Source organism: Bacillus sp. V59.32b, from assembly GCF_003429085.1.
Taxonomy (GTDB): domain Bacteria; phylum Bacillota; class Bacilli; order Bacillales; family DSM-1321; genus Peribacillus.
In genome coordinates this window covers 1-15,478 of record NZ_QVTC01000082.1, presented here as the reverse complement: position 1 = coordinate 15,478, position 15,478 = coordinate 1, and the positions used below count along the sequence as shown (strand labels likewise).

The following is a 15,478-nucleotide window of genomic DNA, read 5'->3' as shown; positions in this document are numbered from 1 at the left end:
CTGGAGCGGAAATCAACGGATAATCAAAAGCTTAAACCACTTCTTTTGGTGAAGAACCTCATTTTTTAACAAAATAAAAAAATAGACGATAAAAAAGATATAAGTATAAACGACAGTCGCTCAAATATCCAAGGAGGTTTTAAAAATGAGTCCAATTATCGAAGCAATTGCAAATATCATCGAGTCCGTGACGACGGCTAAGTCTGTCGCAGGAACTCCAAACGAAGAACAAATCAATCAAAACATTAGTCTATTATTAGAATTCTATTGGTTCAAAGAAGTGTACCGGAATGAACCATATAAAGAATTAATTGAAACAAATCAAAACGTCAGAATTGTCATCGGTATAAGCAATGTGAAAAAAGCACAAAAAAACTCGCGTAAACAGCTGCAGATCAAAGAAAAAATTATGGAGACTATTACAACTGAAATGGAAATATCATAATCGTACTCAGAACCATAAAAAAGAGGAGTTATGAATTTCAACTCCTCAACTGTTCATTTCCATCTCATTTTTCAAAAAAAGGTATCCAGATTGTTATTCAACCCCAAATCCGGCTTCCTTCCACGCTGTCGTGCCTCCATCAATGTAAGCCACATCATTGAACCCCATTTGCTTTAGCAGATACGCTCCAAGAGAAGCCTGTCCACCAGCGCCGCATGTAACGATAACAGGTCTGTTGCGATCAGCCAATCGCGGTTCACGGAGATGTTCCGGCAACTCAAGATCAGCACGGATCGGCAGCATTCCCAGGGAAATGTTAACACTGCTTGGAATTAATCCACAAGCGCCTGCATCTTTCGCATCCTGCACATCAATGACTAAGGTGTCCGGGTTTTCCTTCATCTTCTCACGGGCTTCTGCTGAACTAATACTAGACACATTTGCACGTGCTTCCGTTACCATTTCTTTAAACGTTTTCGCCATTTGTAATCCTCCATTCTAAAAATCATATTAAAAAATTCATGGACCATAACTTCTGTTCTTATCATACTTCTATTCTTCCTCTTTCATCAACCAAACTGCCTTTGAGACACGAATGCCCACTTATGCCATTAGAAGAGTTCCAACCCGTGAAAAAAAAAGGCAGAAACATTCCGTTTCCACCTTTTTGATCAATTCTTGGCAACATATTGGGCGGCTGCCCTTACTTGAACCTCAAGCGTACCATTTTGCCTGTTTGTATTGGTTTTAATCAACACAGGATAATCTTTGTTATTCATGAATTTGAAGTCTTTCCCGCCAAAAGAAACCGTGGCATCCCTGTCTTTAGCCACATAGCCGACTTCCTTCGAATGGTGATGGAGTTCAATAATCTTCAAACCGGCCCTGTCAATCGCATTGTAAAGCGTACTGGAGGTCTGGCAAATTCCCCCGCCTATTCCTTCCACAAATTCCTTATTGACAATCTCCATAGCCTTTTGATAGCCTCTTTGAACGGTTCTTTCACCAACAATCCTATTAAAATAAAATCGGTCTCCAGGACCCAGGATAATTTGATTAATTTCTTGTGCGGATAGTGCTATATTAGAGCTTCTTCCTGTAACGCTTGGGTTGAATTTTGTGACAAAGCTCCCCAACAAAGCTTGATCTATATTCGCTATCGTTCCAGCCTTAACATTGGGAGCCGTTTCACTGATTGGTACTTTTATCTCTCTCTGGAAAGCCTTAAAGTTTTCAAATTCTTTCATAAGAACCTTTTTATCGATCACAACACGCGATTGTCCTGGATTTAACTGACCATTGCTGCGCAATTTAGCAGGAATCATCGGCCGGTCAAACTTAACTTCCAGTTGGCTAGCCGTTTCCTCGGCATTTTCTGTATTTCTGATAGCAGATGCTTTTAATTTTTGCAACTCAGCACCATTCCTGGAATCAATCAAAACAAGCTCCGGATCGATCCATTCTTTTTTTAATAGCGTCATTTCTTTCTTATCGTGATCGCTTATCCCTTGATGTTCCTTTTCTGATGAGCCTACAGCTTCCCCCGATAAAACGAAACCGCTGATCACCGCAACTAATCCAAACAGCAGCATACCTTTTTTCAAATTGTTCACACCCGCATCCCCAAAGTTTCATATAGTCTATTTTTCTAATTCTTCATCTCTTGAAAATCCTTACAAAATTCCCAACTCATTGTTCCAATTATATTCCCAATCTTTCACTTTTGCACCAGTTATTTTTATTATTTTTTGTAAAAAATTCCGACAAAAATAGCCCTCTTCAACAAAGCAAAGAGGGCCTTTTTCGAGGGCGACTTTCTTTTTATACAATTATTTCTGCCGGCAATTCTTGCATACTTGGATCGTTTGGTTTGTATCCGTTTTATATGAGTACAAGAGCTTAATTCTTTTTCTTTGACACAACGGACATTCTCCGCGTCCCTTTGAAGGTAAAGATTTCAAGCTCTTTCCCCGATATCTCTTAGCCATGTCCATCCATCCCTGTTTAAATATATTCATTCTCTTATATTTAATGATGAACAGAAACGATTATTGTTAGGCCATTTAACTATTTTGGGGGTTTAGTACAAATATAGTTTTAGTTCTTCTTCCATCTTTTATACAAAATGAGAAGTGCTCCAAACACCAAGGATACAACAAGAAAAGAAGCGATTATGGATAAATAACCTAGTGGGGTGATGATCATACCGAATGCCACTTCATTCTGTATATACTCAACAGTTTGGAAATTGCTTAAATGATCCGGTTTGTAGAAGCTGGTTTGGACAAAACCTATCAAGATTGGTCCTAAAAAGAAAATACTATGAACAAGTGCAGATAAAAGGAATGCTTGTATCCAAGTTCTCATTGAAACTCCTCCTACGAATATAGCTATAATCCGCACTATTTAATTTTACCACATATTAACAGGTGTTTTTCCAGTTGGCTCTTCACCAAAAGAAGTGGTTTAAGCTTTTGATTATCTGTTGATTTCCGCTCCAGGAGCTCGCTTTCCGCGGGCAGTCCGGGAGCCTCCTCGGCATAGGGCACGCCTCCGGGACTTACACAGGATGTGTTGGCGTCGACGTAAGACATAAGGACGTGGCAGATCTTAGTCGATGTTCCGTTAACTGGCCTGCTTTTCCCGCAGGACGTTGAATCATCATCCTTGCATAGGCACCGCACGAGAAAATGCGTATGCATTTTCGAGGAGTTCGCATATCCTCGCCAATCAACTTTGTTGCAAAATTAACTGAGATATTACGTTAATCATTATTAAACCACCAGTTATGGTGATGAACCTTCCAGTTGATCTAACAAGAAAAATCAGTCTTATACTAATAAATTCGCCAAGTGACGGAATTAGCTCCGGTTTCATTTACTCTAATAAGAATCTGCTAAAAAGCCCACTGCAGGTTAGCCTGAAGTGGGCTTTATCATTTATCTCGTAACGGGTACCGCAGCGAAAAATTCTTCATACAAAGCCTGCACGGCTTTTACTTCATCCTTATTTTTAACACCGAACATCATGCTGACTTCCGAAGATCCTTGATTGATCATTTCAATATTCACCTTTGCGTTCGCTAAGGCATTTGATGCCCGGGCGGTTGTCCCTACATTATGGCGCATTCCTTCGCCTACAACCATGATCAGCGCGAGGTCATGTTCAACCTTCACTTCATCCGCACGCAGCTCCTCGTAAATTCGGGATACAATTTTGTCTTCGGCATCCTGGTCTATCTGGCCTTGTCTTAGGATGATGGATATGTCATCAATACCGGAAGGGAGATGTTCATAAGACAGACCGTGTTCTTCTAAGATATGCAAAAGCCTGCGCCCAAAACCGATTTCCCGGTTCATTAAGTATTTGCTTACATAAATACTGCAAAAACCATCATCGCTTGCAATCCCGACGACTGGCCCATTTGTGTTATCGCGTTTATTCACGATCTTAGTCCCTACTGCACCTGGGTTGTTCGTATTTTTGATGTTTACCGGAATTCCCGCGCGGAAAGCCGGAATCAGGGCTTCATCATGAAAAACGGAAAAACCCGCATAAGAAAGCTCCCTCATTTCGCGGTAAGTAAGTTCGCGAACCTCTTTGGGGTTATTCACCACATTCGGATTTACGGAATAAACCGCATCCACATCGGTAAAGTTTTCATATAGGTCGGCTTTGACTCCGTTTGCGAGAATAGAACCGGTTATATCCGAGCCGCTTCGTGAAAATGTAATCACTTCTCCATTCTTGTTGTAGCCAAAAAAACCAGGAAAAACGATGATACCAGGCTGCTCCCGCAATTTATAGAGATTGTCATACGATTCAGCCAGCACCTTAACATAGCCTGATTCATCGCTGACAATAAGCCCCGCTTCTCTCGGATTTACATAACGGGCATCCAAACCCTGACTTTGAAAATAAGCGGCAATCAGCTTCGCATTATTATCCTCTCCGCTTGCTTTTACGGCATCTAAGTATCTTTCAGGGTTACTTTTCTCTCCTGTCAATAATTCATGGAGATCTTCGCGAATTTGCTCCGTGATTTCTCCCGGCATATTTAAATCTTTGGCAATGCTTCCGTATCTGCTTATAATGGCATCCTCAAGCTCCCATGCTTCGCCATGCTGCAGATGCCTTTCTGCACATTGGATCAACAAATCTGTCACTTTAACATCATTAGAATGTCTTTTTCCCGGTGCAGACACAACAACAATTTTTCGCTCCGGGTCAGAGACAACGATATCTAAAACTTTATTCACTTGTATGCCAGATGCCAGTGAAGAACCGCCAAACTTTACAACCTTCATTCATACATCCCCTATTTTTGATATGATCACTAAAATATAATTTCTATTATCACCTTTTTACGTAAAACAATCAAGATAAAAATCCACAATACATGAACATATGTATTTTCATGAAGGACAATTAAATATAAAGGGGCAAAAGAAAAAGAGTATTCCTTTTGAAGGAATACCCAATAGATGATATTTACTTTAATTTAAAACTTGATATCGCACTTTGCAGTTCTTCAGCCAAGTTTGATAGTGACGCTGCAGCTGCGTTCACTTCTTCCATCGAGGCCAACTGCTCTTCAGAGGATGAAGCCACTTCTGAGGCACTGGCAGATGTGCTGCCTGCCACTTTTAATATCTCGTTCATTCCTGTTGAAACTTGTACGACTTCTCCGCTTACTTGTGTGGAGATTTGCGTAATTTCCTTAATGTGCTCCCTTACTTCCTCTATGGATTCGAGAATGACATTAAAGGTCTGCCTTGTATCCTGTGCCAGCTGTAATCCGGTACCAACCTTATCTTTGACAAAATCTATGGATTCAACTGATTTTGCTGTATCGGCCTGTATATCACTCGTAATGACCGATATTTTTGAGACGGATTGTCCGGTCTGTTCAGCCAATTTACGTACTTCATCCGCAACCACGGCAAAGCCCTTTCCGGCCTCTCCGGCGCGGGCAGCTTCGATCGCCGCATTAAGTGCCAGCAAATTCGTTTGGTCTGCAATATCCTTGATAAGTTTCAGAATGCTGCCGATTTCATCAGACCGCTTATTTAGTTGATGCAATGCCTGATCGGTTTCTTCAACAGATGTATGGATTGAATCCATTTGCTGGAGTGTTTCTTCTACTAAGGCTGAACCTTGCTTGGTCATTTGATTGGTTGCTTCCGACAATTCTAGAACATCAGATGCATTTTTAGCAATTTGATTGACCCCTAATGTACTTTGCTCTACATAACCGACGGACTCTTTGGACATCCTGGTTTGATGTTCTGCGCCTGTGGAAACCTGTTGGATCGATGACGTGATTTGTTCGGTACCGCTCATCGTTTCATCCGCACTCGCCATAAGCTCCTCTGCCGATGCCGCAACCTGGCTTGAGCTGTTGCTGACTTGTTCGATGACCCCGCGGAGGTTATCCGTCATTTGTCGGAATGCCTTGTTAAGAGAGAAAATCTCATCTTTTGTACCTACTTGGATGTTTTCCACTGCCAGATTTCCCTGGGCCATCTCTTCAGCATTTTCGGTAATCTGTTTAATCGGACCAACAATTCGTCTAGTCAACACAATAGAAAACAATAAACTCCCAGCAATCAGCAGAATTAAAGCAATGACTGAAAATGTTACCATTCCGTTAATCTGATTTTGCAGATCTTTTTGCATTTGGTTATATTGATCCGTGATCGCTTGCTTTAGCTGATAAATATCATTTTGAACGCCTTTCGTCCGCAAAGATTGGCGTTTAATTTCTGCTTGGTTTTCAGACTGTAATGCAGCAGTAGCTTCCTTGTTCAAATCTTCAAATTTAGATGAAGCTCTTTTAGAAATTTCTTTTTGTCCTTCATCTGTTAGACTATCATTTAAATTATTATAGATGGTTTTTGTTGTTTTGAGATCTTGTTCAATATCATTCGCATTGCTGGCAGACACATTAAGTGAATACGCGCTTAACGATTTCTGTAAATTTTTTGCCGAACTATTTAACTCTTCAACTTCAACTAATATTTCCACAATACTTTCCGTGGAAGATTTCAAAGATTTCATGCCAAAGATATTGTATCCGATTATGAAAACGGAAAGCAGTAATGGCACTATGGACATCAATAAGATTTTTTGTTGCAGTTTCATTGTAGTGTCACCCTCCTTTCTTAAGGCTTTATTGTAATCGATCCGTCAGAAATTTTTTCCCGAAGATCGTCTAAGGTATTCTGTTCACTCGCAGATAGCGAAATAACTCGGATCGGTGCTATATCGATCCCATTTTCCTTAATCCCTAATTGACTGTTCTTTTTCGAGAGCTTTCCTTTTGATGCATATTCTTTAGCCACATCATAGATCGCGTTATCCACTCGTTTTAACATAGAAGAAGCAACTGCTTTTTCTGCTAAATAAAACTGGTCGGTATCAACACCAAAGGAATAGATTCCGGAAGCTTGTGCTTCAAGTAAAACGCCAACACCCGTAAATCCGGCTGCAGGGTAGATATAATCCGCATCCTGTCCAATCATCTTTTTAGCGATACTTTGCCCCAGCTTGTCATCACCAAAGTTTCCGGCAAACTCAGAAATGACTTTCGCCTTGGGATTCACTGCTTTTACACCCTCAATAAACCCTTTTTCAAACTTACGGATAAGCGGAACATCCATTCCACCTACAAAACCGACTGTATTGCTTTTTGTTTTCATGCCTGCAATCGCGCCGATTAAGTACGAGCCTTCTTCTTCTTTAAACGTGACGGTATGTACATTCGGTAACTTGGATTCAGAATCAATTAGCAGGAAAGTCTGTTTAGGATATTTCTTGGCAGTCTTTTCGATGGCTTCCTGCATGGAAAACCCTAGACCGATGATCAGGTCATTCCCCTCTTCGACCAGCTCCTCCAAGCCTTTTTCATATGTTTTAGTTTCAGATATTTCCCGATAATCAAACGAAATGTCTAACTCATTTCGCGCTTTTTCAAGCCCGGCAAAACCAGCATCCGAAAAGGATTGATCGCCTAAGCCCGCATCGGAAAGCATGATCCCTATCTTAACCCGTTCTTTGGTTTCCTTAGCAGATGATTCTCCATTTGAACATGCACTGCTGACTATGAGCAGAACAGCCAGAAATGGAAGAAGTAAATGTCTTTTCATGTTGCATCCTACCTTTCATGAATTTGTCTCTCTATATATAACGGCAAAATTGGAAGAAAATTAATAACTGCATATATAGTCGGAATTTTCAATTTCTTGCACGAATGAAGACTAGGAAAACCCATTCTGTTATAAGAGTACAGCGAGGCTAAAAAAAATTGCGATAACACTACTAATAATTACAATTTAAAAAGCTGCCTGAAAGTAAATAATTTCAGGCAGCCTTTTAAATTTGATCTACAATGCACAAAAGAAAGTTGGTTAATGAATTAATCATGTTTTCTAAGAGGGATTAGGATTTCTTCAACCCATTTTTGAAACTTTTCCATTACTTCAACTTCTCTTGCATGAAGTATGAGGACACCAAAAGCCTCATCTTTGATATGCTCCACTTTTCCAAATAATCTCTTATACTCTAAATGATTTAAAAAACCATCAAAATAGATATCCCATCTCTTCTTTTAAAGCCTATTCCTTCAACCTCATAGTTATCTGCATCGTAACTAATATGCCAATGCTCATCGTCATAATAGTCTGGATATCCTTTTAATTTGGTCATTAATTTCACCCTCAGTTTCTTAGATACCCGCAGGAATTGCCTCTACAAATTGTCGTCCTTCTAGTGCAAGAACTTTTGTGGATTTCCAAGCAAATCCCTACTCATATATTCGACAAAAGAGGCTTTAAAAACCATTGTCATTGTTTATTCAGCAAGATCTAATTATTAGAGTAATTATTCTTTAACACGTTAGCAATATTTTTAGGAACTTCAAAATTTCTAAAATTCAAGCTAATCCAATCCATCACTGCTGCATCTTCAATTGTTTTGAACTTATCTATTGCTAGCATTGACTTTAAGCTTGCGGCTGTATCATTGATTGCTACTATACAAATTCCGAATTCCCTTTCTCCCCATATTGCCCATTCCATGGAAGGTGAAGCCCAAACTACAGTGAACGAGTTATAAAGCATCGCATCTGCTTCATACCCCTCTGGTCCCTTCTCAAGGATACTAACATAATCATCTTCCGATATATTAATTGGTAATTTGGTGTAATTAAAATAATTGAATTCTTTGTAGAAATACTCGAATGGGTCTGGTCTCAATACCGCATTAATTATGAATGGATCATTGGATTTGCTTCCTAATTCCTGAATAAAAGGCCAAAAGTCATGACTCATGGCTTCATCAAACTCTAGAAACCTGTAACAAGTAAATTTATTAGAAAACACCTGGCTCGGTAGTCCGCCACCTTGGGGTTCGAATAGTGTGTGAATTAGAGTGTTTACTTTATTATATTCTTGAATGTCTCTAATAAATACATCATTAAAATTCACAGTGAATCCCTCCTAATCTAATTTTCAATGCGAACCTTTTCATTTTCCTTGGTGGTTACTTTCATCATTGCTCTAATCTCATTATCAAAAATATAATACAACCCTTACCAAATTTGCCTATGATGATCGTGGAAACGCAATGAAAAGACATGAATAACCACTACTCTTTTAAAGGAAAATATTCCGGAACATAATACCGATTGAATGGACAGGGGAGTATGAATGATTAAAAACAAAAGTCTTTTTTCCTGTTTTTATGTGGATGCGTGCTTGCTTAGGGGTGGACATTCACCAAAGACATTCCACAAGCTAGCGCGAGTAACAGTAACCTCACAATTAATGGTCTTTTCCTGCCATCACAATACTCGAACCCACGAACAGAGAAAGTCACTCATGTAATAATCCATTCAGAGGAACAGACAGCATATTGTGGGCCACGATGAGTATGCCCCCGGAAGAAAAACGGATTCCGGGACATTGTTTGATTGGTCACGCATCCATTTTAATCAAGCCAGTACGGACAAGCAAGTTCACATAGTTAAAGCAGGCGAATCATTATGGTTGATCGCTCAAAAATACGGTGTGAGCATGGAAACCATCGCCAAGTTCTCAACTCAGGCCGCTTATCTCCAGGTCGGGCAAAAATTAAGAATCCCTACCCTTGCCCATGGAATAACGTATACAGTAAAGTCTGGAGATTCATTGTGGAAGATCGCGCAAAAATATAAGTTGAGCATTGAAACTGTTGCCAGGTTGAACAATTTGGATCGAAATGCTTATCTACGAGTCGGACAAAAATTAAAGATTCCACAATAACTCTCCTTGTAATTAGTTTAGATTCAGGATTAAAAGCCGTTATTCTGTCCATTCAATAAAGCAGCCATACCCCTGCAGAAATCCAGGAATAAGGCTGCTCAATATTACTGTCTTTTTAACAAAAACACCGCTCTTTATTTTAATAATATTACATAATTATCGTCTTTCCTCTCAAGCTTTTCTTTCATCTTATTCAACCTTTGTTCTTCACTAGATAGCGTCTTGAATAAGAAATCCAGACCGAGTTTACTGATCAATCCTTCCTCAAGCTTTTCTAGCTGCTTCGATAAGGAGACATTTTCGTCGCATAATTCCGTCAATGCTTTATCTTTCTTCAGCGCCTCGTCGATTAGGTCGAGCCCCAGTTCTTTCGATATTTTACCCCCTGAATCTCTTAACCTTTTACAAGATGCAGAAAGGTTTTCCTGTACTGGTTTCGTGATCGGTTCCAGCTTTTTCTCAACCGGCTTTATGACCTTTTCATTAATCGGTTTCACTGTTTTCTTAACAGTATCCTGTACCGGTTCCGTGATCTGGTCGGTTATTTCTTCCACAGGTTCTTTCACGTCTTCCACCGTTTCATCGATAACGTCTCCAGCTTCCTCCGGCACTATTTCATCTGGCTGAGCATCCGTTACTGGATTGGCGGCTGTTTCTTTTGAAGTATCGGATTTTTCCTCATCTTCAGGCTCATCACAGACGAGCGGTTCCTTTCCTTCAGACATTTTTTGGACTTCTTTCACGGCTTGATTATAAGGAAGAAGTGCTAAATCGACTAAGATTTGTGTCTTTTTCGGCTTGGCTGGTCCTTCATTTCCTGCAACCGTCCGTAACATAAGCTCCTCAATATTGCTTCCTTCCGCATTCATATAATGGACCAGCATCGTTACATCCTCAAGGCCGGCCTGCGGTATGGTTTCGGTTGTCCGGAGGCAGGCCCCCTTTAATGAAATCGCGCTTGTGTCCACAGTCATACCCCTCATTCTCACAGGGCCATCCGCTTTCAAGGTAATGCTTACCGGTCCTTCAGGCGTATTTAATTGTTTAGTCAGTTTCATGCCATAAATGACCGCCTCCTCATAATGAATGCGCATCATCGGGACCTTATCCCTCCCTGATGTTTCTGTGAACACGATAGAAGGCTTCATATTCGTACCTACTACCCGATCGGCTTGTATGACGAATCCGCCCGAATCATCCGTTTTAGCTTTGGCAAAAGAAAAAGGGGACAATGCGAATAACAATAAAATATGAACACTGATTATGGCAATGATAAGTTTGCTGTCCAAAAGCTTTTTCTTCATGCGATGGTCTCCTTTACCCTATCTTAGCTGGGCGTTCTGACATCTCCGGTTTCCGTTGTTTGGACTTTTTCGGTTCTGTCACTTCTGACGGCCTCCATGCGATCAACAAAGAACCTCCGATAATCCCGAATATCGTACCGAACAGAAAACCGCCCAATGCCCCAATTACAGATAAAATGGAAAAGAATATAGTCATTATGCCGAGCATTCTCGATGAATTGGGAAAAAACATCGCCAGCAAGCCTGTCAGCATAATTAAACCGCCAAATAACAACCCGATCATCGCAACGGATCCAGGAAGAAATGTGTTAAGATATAAATTCATTGGCACCCACAGTATCGTGATACCGCTTACAATTGTGACCACAGCTCCCCAAAACGGACGCGATTTTCTCCATCCCTTAAACCCCATCAGGATTCCTCCTCGTACTACTCATTGATTTTATCGACAGTGAGCTTCATACCGCCCATATTAATCGTTTCCTGGAACAGATAGTGCGTTTTAAGATTGGCATCTTCAAGAATGATCTTAGAAGACGTTTGTTCGAATTGTTTTGTCCAGTCATCGCTGTTGTTTTCCTTTAGGGTGAGGTTCTGGAATGTAGCATTGGCTTCTATTAACCCGGCATCATGCTGCAGCCCTGTAATTTTGACCGGCTTGGAAGCTGTGATTTTCACCCTGATTGTCTCCCCGTTCACTTTAAAATCTTTATAGAGCTGAAGATTAGTAATTGTCACATCTTTTATGAGGTTTGTTCCTTGTGGTGTTGAATCAGAGCTGCTAGTCTCGCCCAGTTTCGGAAAAAACGTATAACCTGTTCCTTCCAGCTTATCAAACTTTACATAAAAGTCCCCGACACCGGCAATCGGAACCGCATAGGCGACTCCCGAGATTCCAAAAGATACAAGCAATAATCCAAGCAACAGAAATCCCGAGGCCATCGATGTCCAAAATGCTTTCTTGCTAAAACCGCTTTTTACCTGCACTTCCTGCTCTTTTTCGATCATAGAGCACCTCCGTATTTTTTTAATATTCAAACAACTTTCCTTTTACCTTATACCCATATGTTTAAATTCTCAAGCACGAAAAATATCGTAAAAAAAAGCCGACCCGTTAAATGTCGGGTGGCTTTATAGAAGGCACCAGTGAAAGAACACCGGCAGTTTATCTTCGTTTTTATTTAACGGTTATCGATCTTTTCCGGATAGAGGTCGTGATTCATTAAACGGTAGTCTGCCATCTCTTCATACTTCGTACCGGGCTTTCCATAATTCGTGTACGGGTCAATCGATATGCCGCCTCTTGGAGTAAATTTCCCCCAAACCTCGATATATTTTGGGTCCATTAATTCAATGAGGTCGTTCATGATGATGTTCATGCAATCCTCATGAAAGTCACCGTGATTACGGAAGCTGAATAAATAAAGCTTTAACGATTTGCTTTCGACCATTTTTTGGCCGGGAATGTAACTGATATAAATCGTCGCAAAATCCGGCTGTCCGGTCATCGGACAGAGGCTCGTGAATTCAGGACAATTGAACTTTACGAAGTAATCACGGTTTGGATGTTTATTATCGAACGACTCCAAAATATCTGGTGAATATTCAAAGAGATACTTTGTCCCCTGATTCCCTAACAGAGTTATATCCTTTAATTCTTCATCTTTTCTTCCAGCCATAAAAAACTCCCCTTATCATACCGTTGCACAAAAGGCTTAAAAAAACAGAAAAACCACATCTCCTTAAGATATGGTTGATAAGTTCAGAAGTATCAAAGCCATAGTTTTTTAAAGAGGGTTAATTGCTATGAACCTCTCCGTGCCACCGGTTTATCAATTTGTCACTGCTACTATAGGAAAAAAACAGTCATCTGTCAATCAGGTACTTATTTCTAAGGGCATTTTAGATCACTTGATGTAAAATTTTTGTAGAAGAGAGGTATTCAAAAAATAAGCTTCCGCTGCAATTTTATATAGATTTGCAAAGAATTTTCAGCATGAATGCTGCGCTGACTTTATTTTATAACATTTATCCTCTGTGTTTTCATTTGTGCTCGATTATTTGAATTTATGCTCGATTACCCCGATTTCTGCTCGATCATCCGAATTTATGCTCGATAGCCCGAATTTATGCTCGAAGACCAAATCTATGCTCGATTATACAGATTGGTGCTCAATGGATCGTACAAGGCGCCATATTAATAAGTGACCACGACCCAAGCAGACAGAAAAACTCCGGTAAGGAGCCCATCCTTACCGGAGTTTCTTTTTACGATTCGTTATACCTTGAACATCGATACTGACTCATCAAGCTTCTCAGCAAATTCCTTGAGTTGATGGGTGGTTTCTTCCATCTTGTCCATTCTTGAGAGCTCTTCTTTTGACTCTTTTGCCACAGCAACGGTATTTCCTGCAGTCTGCTTTGTAATATTCGCGAACTGTTCAAGTGATGCGAATACTTCCTCGGAGCCTGCACTCATTTGTTCCGTGACCGCTGACACCTCTTGGATTTCTTCGTTCACTTTCTGGACTGATTGAAGAATGCTGTTGAACATTTCTCCCGTTTGCTTAATGGAATTCGTTCCTTTTTGTGCCTTTTCCGTACTTTCCGTCATTTCCAATAGAACATTTTGGGTAACTGAATTGAAGTTCCCGATTAACTGAGAGATTTTTTCTGCTGATGTTTTTGTTTGTTCAGCAAGCCTTCTTACTTCTTCGGCTACCACCGCAAAACCTTTTCCTTGTTCGCCCGCCCTGGCTGCTTCAATAGCCGCATTCAGCGCAAGCAGATTGGTCTGATCCGATATTTCCGCAATAACTTTGGTGATTTCGCTAATTTCATCTACTCCACTTACCATAGTTTCTAAACGTGACGCCGTCTTTGTTATGGAAGCTTCAACATCCTGGATCTCATCAATTACCGCGGTTAACTCTCCCTCGCTCTGTGCCACTGTGCCGGTTGCGTCATTGGAGGTTTCAGTTACAGCGGATGAGGAGTCGGCGATTCTTTGGATGCCTACTGCCATTTCCTCCATTGCCTTAACCGACTCTTCGGATTGCTGCATTTGGCTGTCGCTTCCGGCCGCAATGCTCGATATCATCGTTGTTACTGAGTTATTTGAACTTCTTACGGAGCTTACATGTTCGTTTAACTCTTCGGACGTTTTACTTAAATGATGGGAGATTTCAACAATGTTTGTAATCATCACCCTGATTCTGCGGGTCATGTTTTTAAACGATTCTGTTACATGCTTGATTTCATCATTCTCTTTTATCGTAAGGTTATTGATCATTAGCTCGGCTTCGCCTATATTCCCGGCTTCTATTTTTTTCGCTGTCTCCGTAATGGTTGATAATGGTTTCAGCCTTTTTCGGATATAAAATAACAATATCCCGCTGAAGAAAATCATCACAACCAATATAAGCCCTATAAAAATAGGCAGATTATCGGAGACGACAATGCTTTCAATTTCGCTTACATCATCAGCCATAATATCAACGCCCATGACCCCGATGACTTTTCCATCAGAATCCTTGATAGGTGCGAAAGCGGAAAGATAGCTTCCGAATTCTGGATCGTCAACGATATCGGTCGAACTAAAGTCTCCCTTTACGGCATTCTCGATATCTTCGTATTTCGTCGCAGTTGTAGGGGATCCAATCGGACTGGCATCTTCATAATCTCTCGGAAACCCGTCTACAAGTATTGATAATTCTTTATCTTTATTTACTGCGAGTGTATATACGTAAGCCGCACCTGTTTTTTCCCTGAAATCATTCAGCTGATCCCGAAGGCTCCAATAATCACTTGATTCCGTTTGATCTTCCAAAAACTTCTCATATTTACGACTATCGAATGTTTCGGCAATGTTCTTCGCCTGATTAATGCTGAAGTTCGAAATCGACTGCTCAACAGATGTCTTCGTATTAAAGAACAATATAAAAATATTCAATAGCAAAATAAATAGCATGGCGATCAATAATGCCATCACAATTTTTGTACTTAATTTTATCTCTCGTTTTCTCATGGTTTCCCTCCTTTAAATACTAACTGACTCTTTCTATATCGGTTTTTTTAATAAAACTTTGATCGGTTATGGGTGAAATTGGAAAAATATTGTCATATTCCTAGGTTTGAATTTTAATAGTAGAGGTATATAAAATCTGTAAGCAAAATGAGAAAGGATGAACAACATGGTTCAAGTGACTGTCACGATCGATTATTTAGGAAAAAGCTATCAAACGAATGTAATTGCGAAGCCTGAAGAGGCAGAAGATGTTATCTTCTGCAGAGCACTCACACAAGTTAAAAGACAATGGACAAATTGAAGAAGCAGGTCAACCTTAACAGGTGCCTGCTTCTATTTTTTTGGCTCTGTTAAATTCCATTGTTGATTTTCAAATGGTCATGGAATCTACTCGCTTTCC

The 15,478-nt window shown here is 40.3% G+C and carries 16 protein-coding genes; 3 read left to right on the top strand and 13 right to left on the bottom strand.

What is annotated here, in order from left to right; genetic code table 11:
• Nucleotides 1-145: 145 nt before the first annotated feature.
• Nucleotides 146-445 carry a hypothetical protein gene (locus D0463_RS16790; RefSeq protein ID WP_117308528.1) on the top strand — a complete coding sequence of 100 codons (300 nt, stop codon included), beginning with the start codon at nt 146-148 and terminating at the stop codon, nt 443-445.
• 93 nt (nt 446-538) lie between these two features.
• Here D0463_RS16790 and D0463_RS16785 read toward each other — a convergent pair whose 3' ends face one another.
• The 8 genes from D0463_RS16785 to D0463_RS16750 form a co-directional block, all read right to left on the bottom strand.
• Nucleotides 539-928 carry a rhodanese-like domain-containing protein gene (locus D0463_RS16785; RefSeq protein WP_117308527.1) on the bottom strand — a complete coding sequence of 130 codons (390 nt, stop codon included), beginning with the start codon at nt 926-928 and terminating at the stop codon, nt 539-541.
• Nucleotides 929-1,116: 188 nt separating this feature from the next.
• On the bottom strand, nt 1,117-2,058 hold the full coding sequence (locus D0463_RS16780) for a VanW family protein (protein WP_117308526.1): 942 nt from the start codon (nt 2,056-2,058) through the stop codon (nt 1,117-1,119).
• A 484-nt stretch (nt 2,059-2,542) separates the two neighbouring features.
• Nucleotides 2,543-2,812 carry a hypothetical protein gene (locus tag D0463_RS16775; RefSeq protein ID WP_117308525.1) on the bottom strand — a complete coding sequence of 90 codons (270 nt, stop codon included), beginning with the start codon at nt 2,810-2,812 and terminating at the stop codon, nt 2,543-2,545.
• A gap of 572 nt (nt 2,813-3,384) precedes the next feature.
• Nucleotides 3,385-4,752 carry an aspartate kinase gene (locus D0463_RS16770; RefSeq protein WP_117308524.1) on the bottom strand — a complete coding sequence of 456 codons (1,368 nt, stop codon included), beginning with the start codon at nt 4,750-4,752 and terminating at the stop codon, nt 3,385-3,387.
• Between the two features lie 184 nt (nt 4,753-4,936).
• Nucleotides 4,937-6,589: a methyl-accepting chemotaxis protein gene (locus D0463_RS16765; protein ID WP_117308523.1), complete on the bottom strand. Its 1,653-nt coding sequence runs from the start codon at nt 6,587-6,589 to the stop codon at nt 4,937-4,939.
• Between the two features lie 20 nt (nt 6,590-6,609).
• Entirely contained in the window at nt 6,610-7,593 is a 984-nt protein-coding gene (locus D0463_RS16760) for a BMP family lipoprotein (RefSeq protein WP_117308522.1), read from the bottom strand.
• Between the two features lie 424 nt (nt 7,594-8,017).
• The gene (locus tag D0463_RS16755) at nt 8,018-8,152 is read right to left on the bottom strand and encodes a DUF3986 family protein (RefSeq protein WP_117308521.1); all 135 of its coding nucleotides are present in this window, start codon (nt 8,150-8,152) and stop codon (nt 8,018-8,020) included.
• Between the two features lie 158 nt (nt 8,153-8,310).
• The gene (locus D0463_RS16750) at nt 8,311-8,931 is read right to left on the bottom strand and encodes a hypothetical protein (protein ID WP_117308520.1); all 621 of its coding nucleotides are present in this window, start codon (nt 8,929-8,931) and stop codon (nt 8,311-8,313) included.
• 429 nt (nt 8,932-9,360) lie between these two features.
• Here D0463_RS16750 and D0463_RS16745 point away from each other — a divergent pair, with 429 nt between their 5' ends.
• Complete coding sequence (locus tag D0463_RS16745) at nt 9,361-9,747, top strand: LysM peptidoglycan-binding domain-containing protein (protein ID WP_117308519.1); 387 nt, start codon at nt 9,361-9,363, stop codon at nt 9,745-9,747.
• 134 nt (nt 9,748-9,881) lie between these two features.
• Here the strand turns inward: D0463_RS16745 and D0463_RS16740 are convergent, their stop codons facing one another.
• The 5 genes from D0463_RS16740 to D0463_RS20460 form a co-directional block, all read right to left on the bottom strand.
• Nucleotides 9,882-11,051 (bottom strand): hypothetical protein, encoded by a 1,170-nt coding sequence (locus D0463_RS16740; protein WP_117308518.1) that lies wholly within the window; start codon nt 11,049-11,051, stop codon nt 9,882-9,884.
• A gap of 13 nt (nt 11,052-11,064) precedes the next feature.
• Nucleotides 11,065-11,463 (bottom strand): DUF6114 domain-containing protein, encoded by a 399-nt coding sequence (locus D0463_RS16735; protein WP_117308517.1) that lies wholly within the window; start codon nt 11,461-11,463, stop codon nt 11,065-11,067.
• Nucleotides 11,464-11,480: 17 nt separating this feature from the next.
• Nucleotides 11,481-12,059, bottom strand: coding sequence for a DUF6230 family protein (locus D0463_RS16730; protein ID WP_117308516.1), 579 nt, complete (start codon nt 12,057-12,059; stop codon nt 11,481-11,483).
• Nucleotides 12,060-12,232: 173 nt separating this feature from the next.
• Complete coding sequence (gene queF, locus D0463_RS16725; RefSeq protein WP_117308515.1) at nt 12,233-12,730, bottom strand: preQ(1) synthase; 498 nt, start codon at nt 12,728-12,730, stop codon at nt 12,233-12,235.
• A gap of 599 nt (nt 12,731-13,329) precedes the next feature.
• Nucleotides 13,330-14,460, bottom strand: coding sequence for a methyl-accepting chemotaxis protein (locus D0463_RS20460; protein ID WP_483295749.1), 1,131 nt, complete (start codon nt 14,458-14,460; stop codon nt 13,330-13,332).
• A 784-nt stretch (nt 14,461-15,244) separates the two neighbouring features.
• On the opposite strand from D0463_RS20460, the gene D0463_RS16715 reads away from it, so the two are divergent.
• Nucleotides 15,245-15,379, top strand: a complete 135-nt coding sequence (locus tag D0463_RS16715; RefSeq protein ID WP_160118465.1) for a BA3454 family stress response protein — start codon at nt 15,245-15,247, stop codon at nt 15,377-15,379.
• Nucleotides 15,380-15,478 lie beyond the last annotated feature (99 nt).

Bases quoted from the DNA above. Each gene is read 5' to 3' on its own strand.
- D0463_RS16775 (WP_117308525.1), bottom strand. From the start codon at position 2,812: ATGAGAACTTGGATACAAGCATTCCTTTTATCTGCACTTGTTCATAGT.
- D0463_RS16760 (WP_117308522.1), bottom strand. From the start codon at position 7,593: ATGAAAAGACATTTACTTCTTCCATTTCTGGCTGTTCTGCTCATAGTC.
- D0463_RS16785 (WP_117308527.1), bottom strand. From the start codon at position 928: ATGGCGAAAACGTTTAAAGAAATGGTAACGGAAGCACGTGCAAATGTG.
- D0463_RS16740 (WP_117308518.1), bottom strand. From the start codon at position 11,051: ATGAAGAAAAAGCTTTTGGACAGCAAACTTATCATTGCCATAATCAGT.
- D0463_RS16735 (WP_117308517.1), bottom strand. From the start codon at position 11,463: ATGGGGTTTAAGGGATGGAGAAAATCGCGTCCGTTTTGGGGAGCTGTG.
- queF (WP_117308515.1), bottom strand. From the start codon at position 12,730: ATGGCTGGAAGAAAAGATGAAGAATTAAAGGATATAACTCTGTTAGGG.
- D0463_RS16730 (WP_117308516.1), bottom strand. From the start codon at position 12,059: ATGATCGAAAAAGAGCAGGAAGTGCAGGTAAAAAGCGGTTTTAGCAAG.
- D0463_RS16790 (WP_117308528.1), top strand. From the start codon at position 146: ATGAGTCCAATTATCGAAGCAATTGCAAATATCATCGAGTCCGTGACG.
- D0463_RS16755 (WP_117308521.1), bottom strand. From the start codon at position 8,152: ATGACCAAATTAAAAGGATATCCAGACTATTATGACGATGAGCATTGG.
- D0463_RS16765 (WP_117308523.1), bottom strand. From the start codon at position 6,589: ATGAAACTGCAACAAAAAATCTTATTGATGTCCATAGTGCCATTACTG.
- D0463_RS20460 (WP_483295749.1), bottom strand. From the start codon at position 14,460: ATGATTTTCTTCAGCGGGATATTGTTATTTTATATCCGAAAAAGGCTG.
- D0463_RS16715 (WP_160118465.1), top strand. From the start codon at position 15,245: ATGGTTCAAGTGACTGTCACGATCGATTATTTAGGAAAAAGCTATCAA.
- D0463_RS16770 (WP_117308524.1), bottom strand. From the start codon at position 4,752: ATGAAGGTTGTAAAGTTTGGCGGTTCTTCACTGGCATCTGGCATACAA.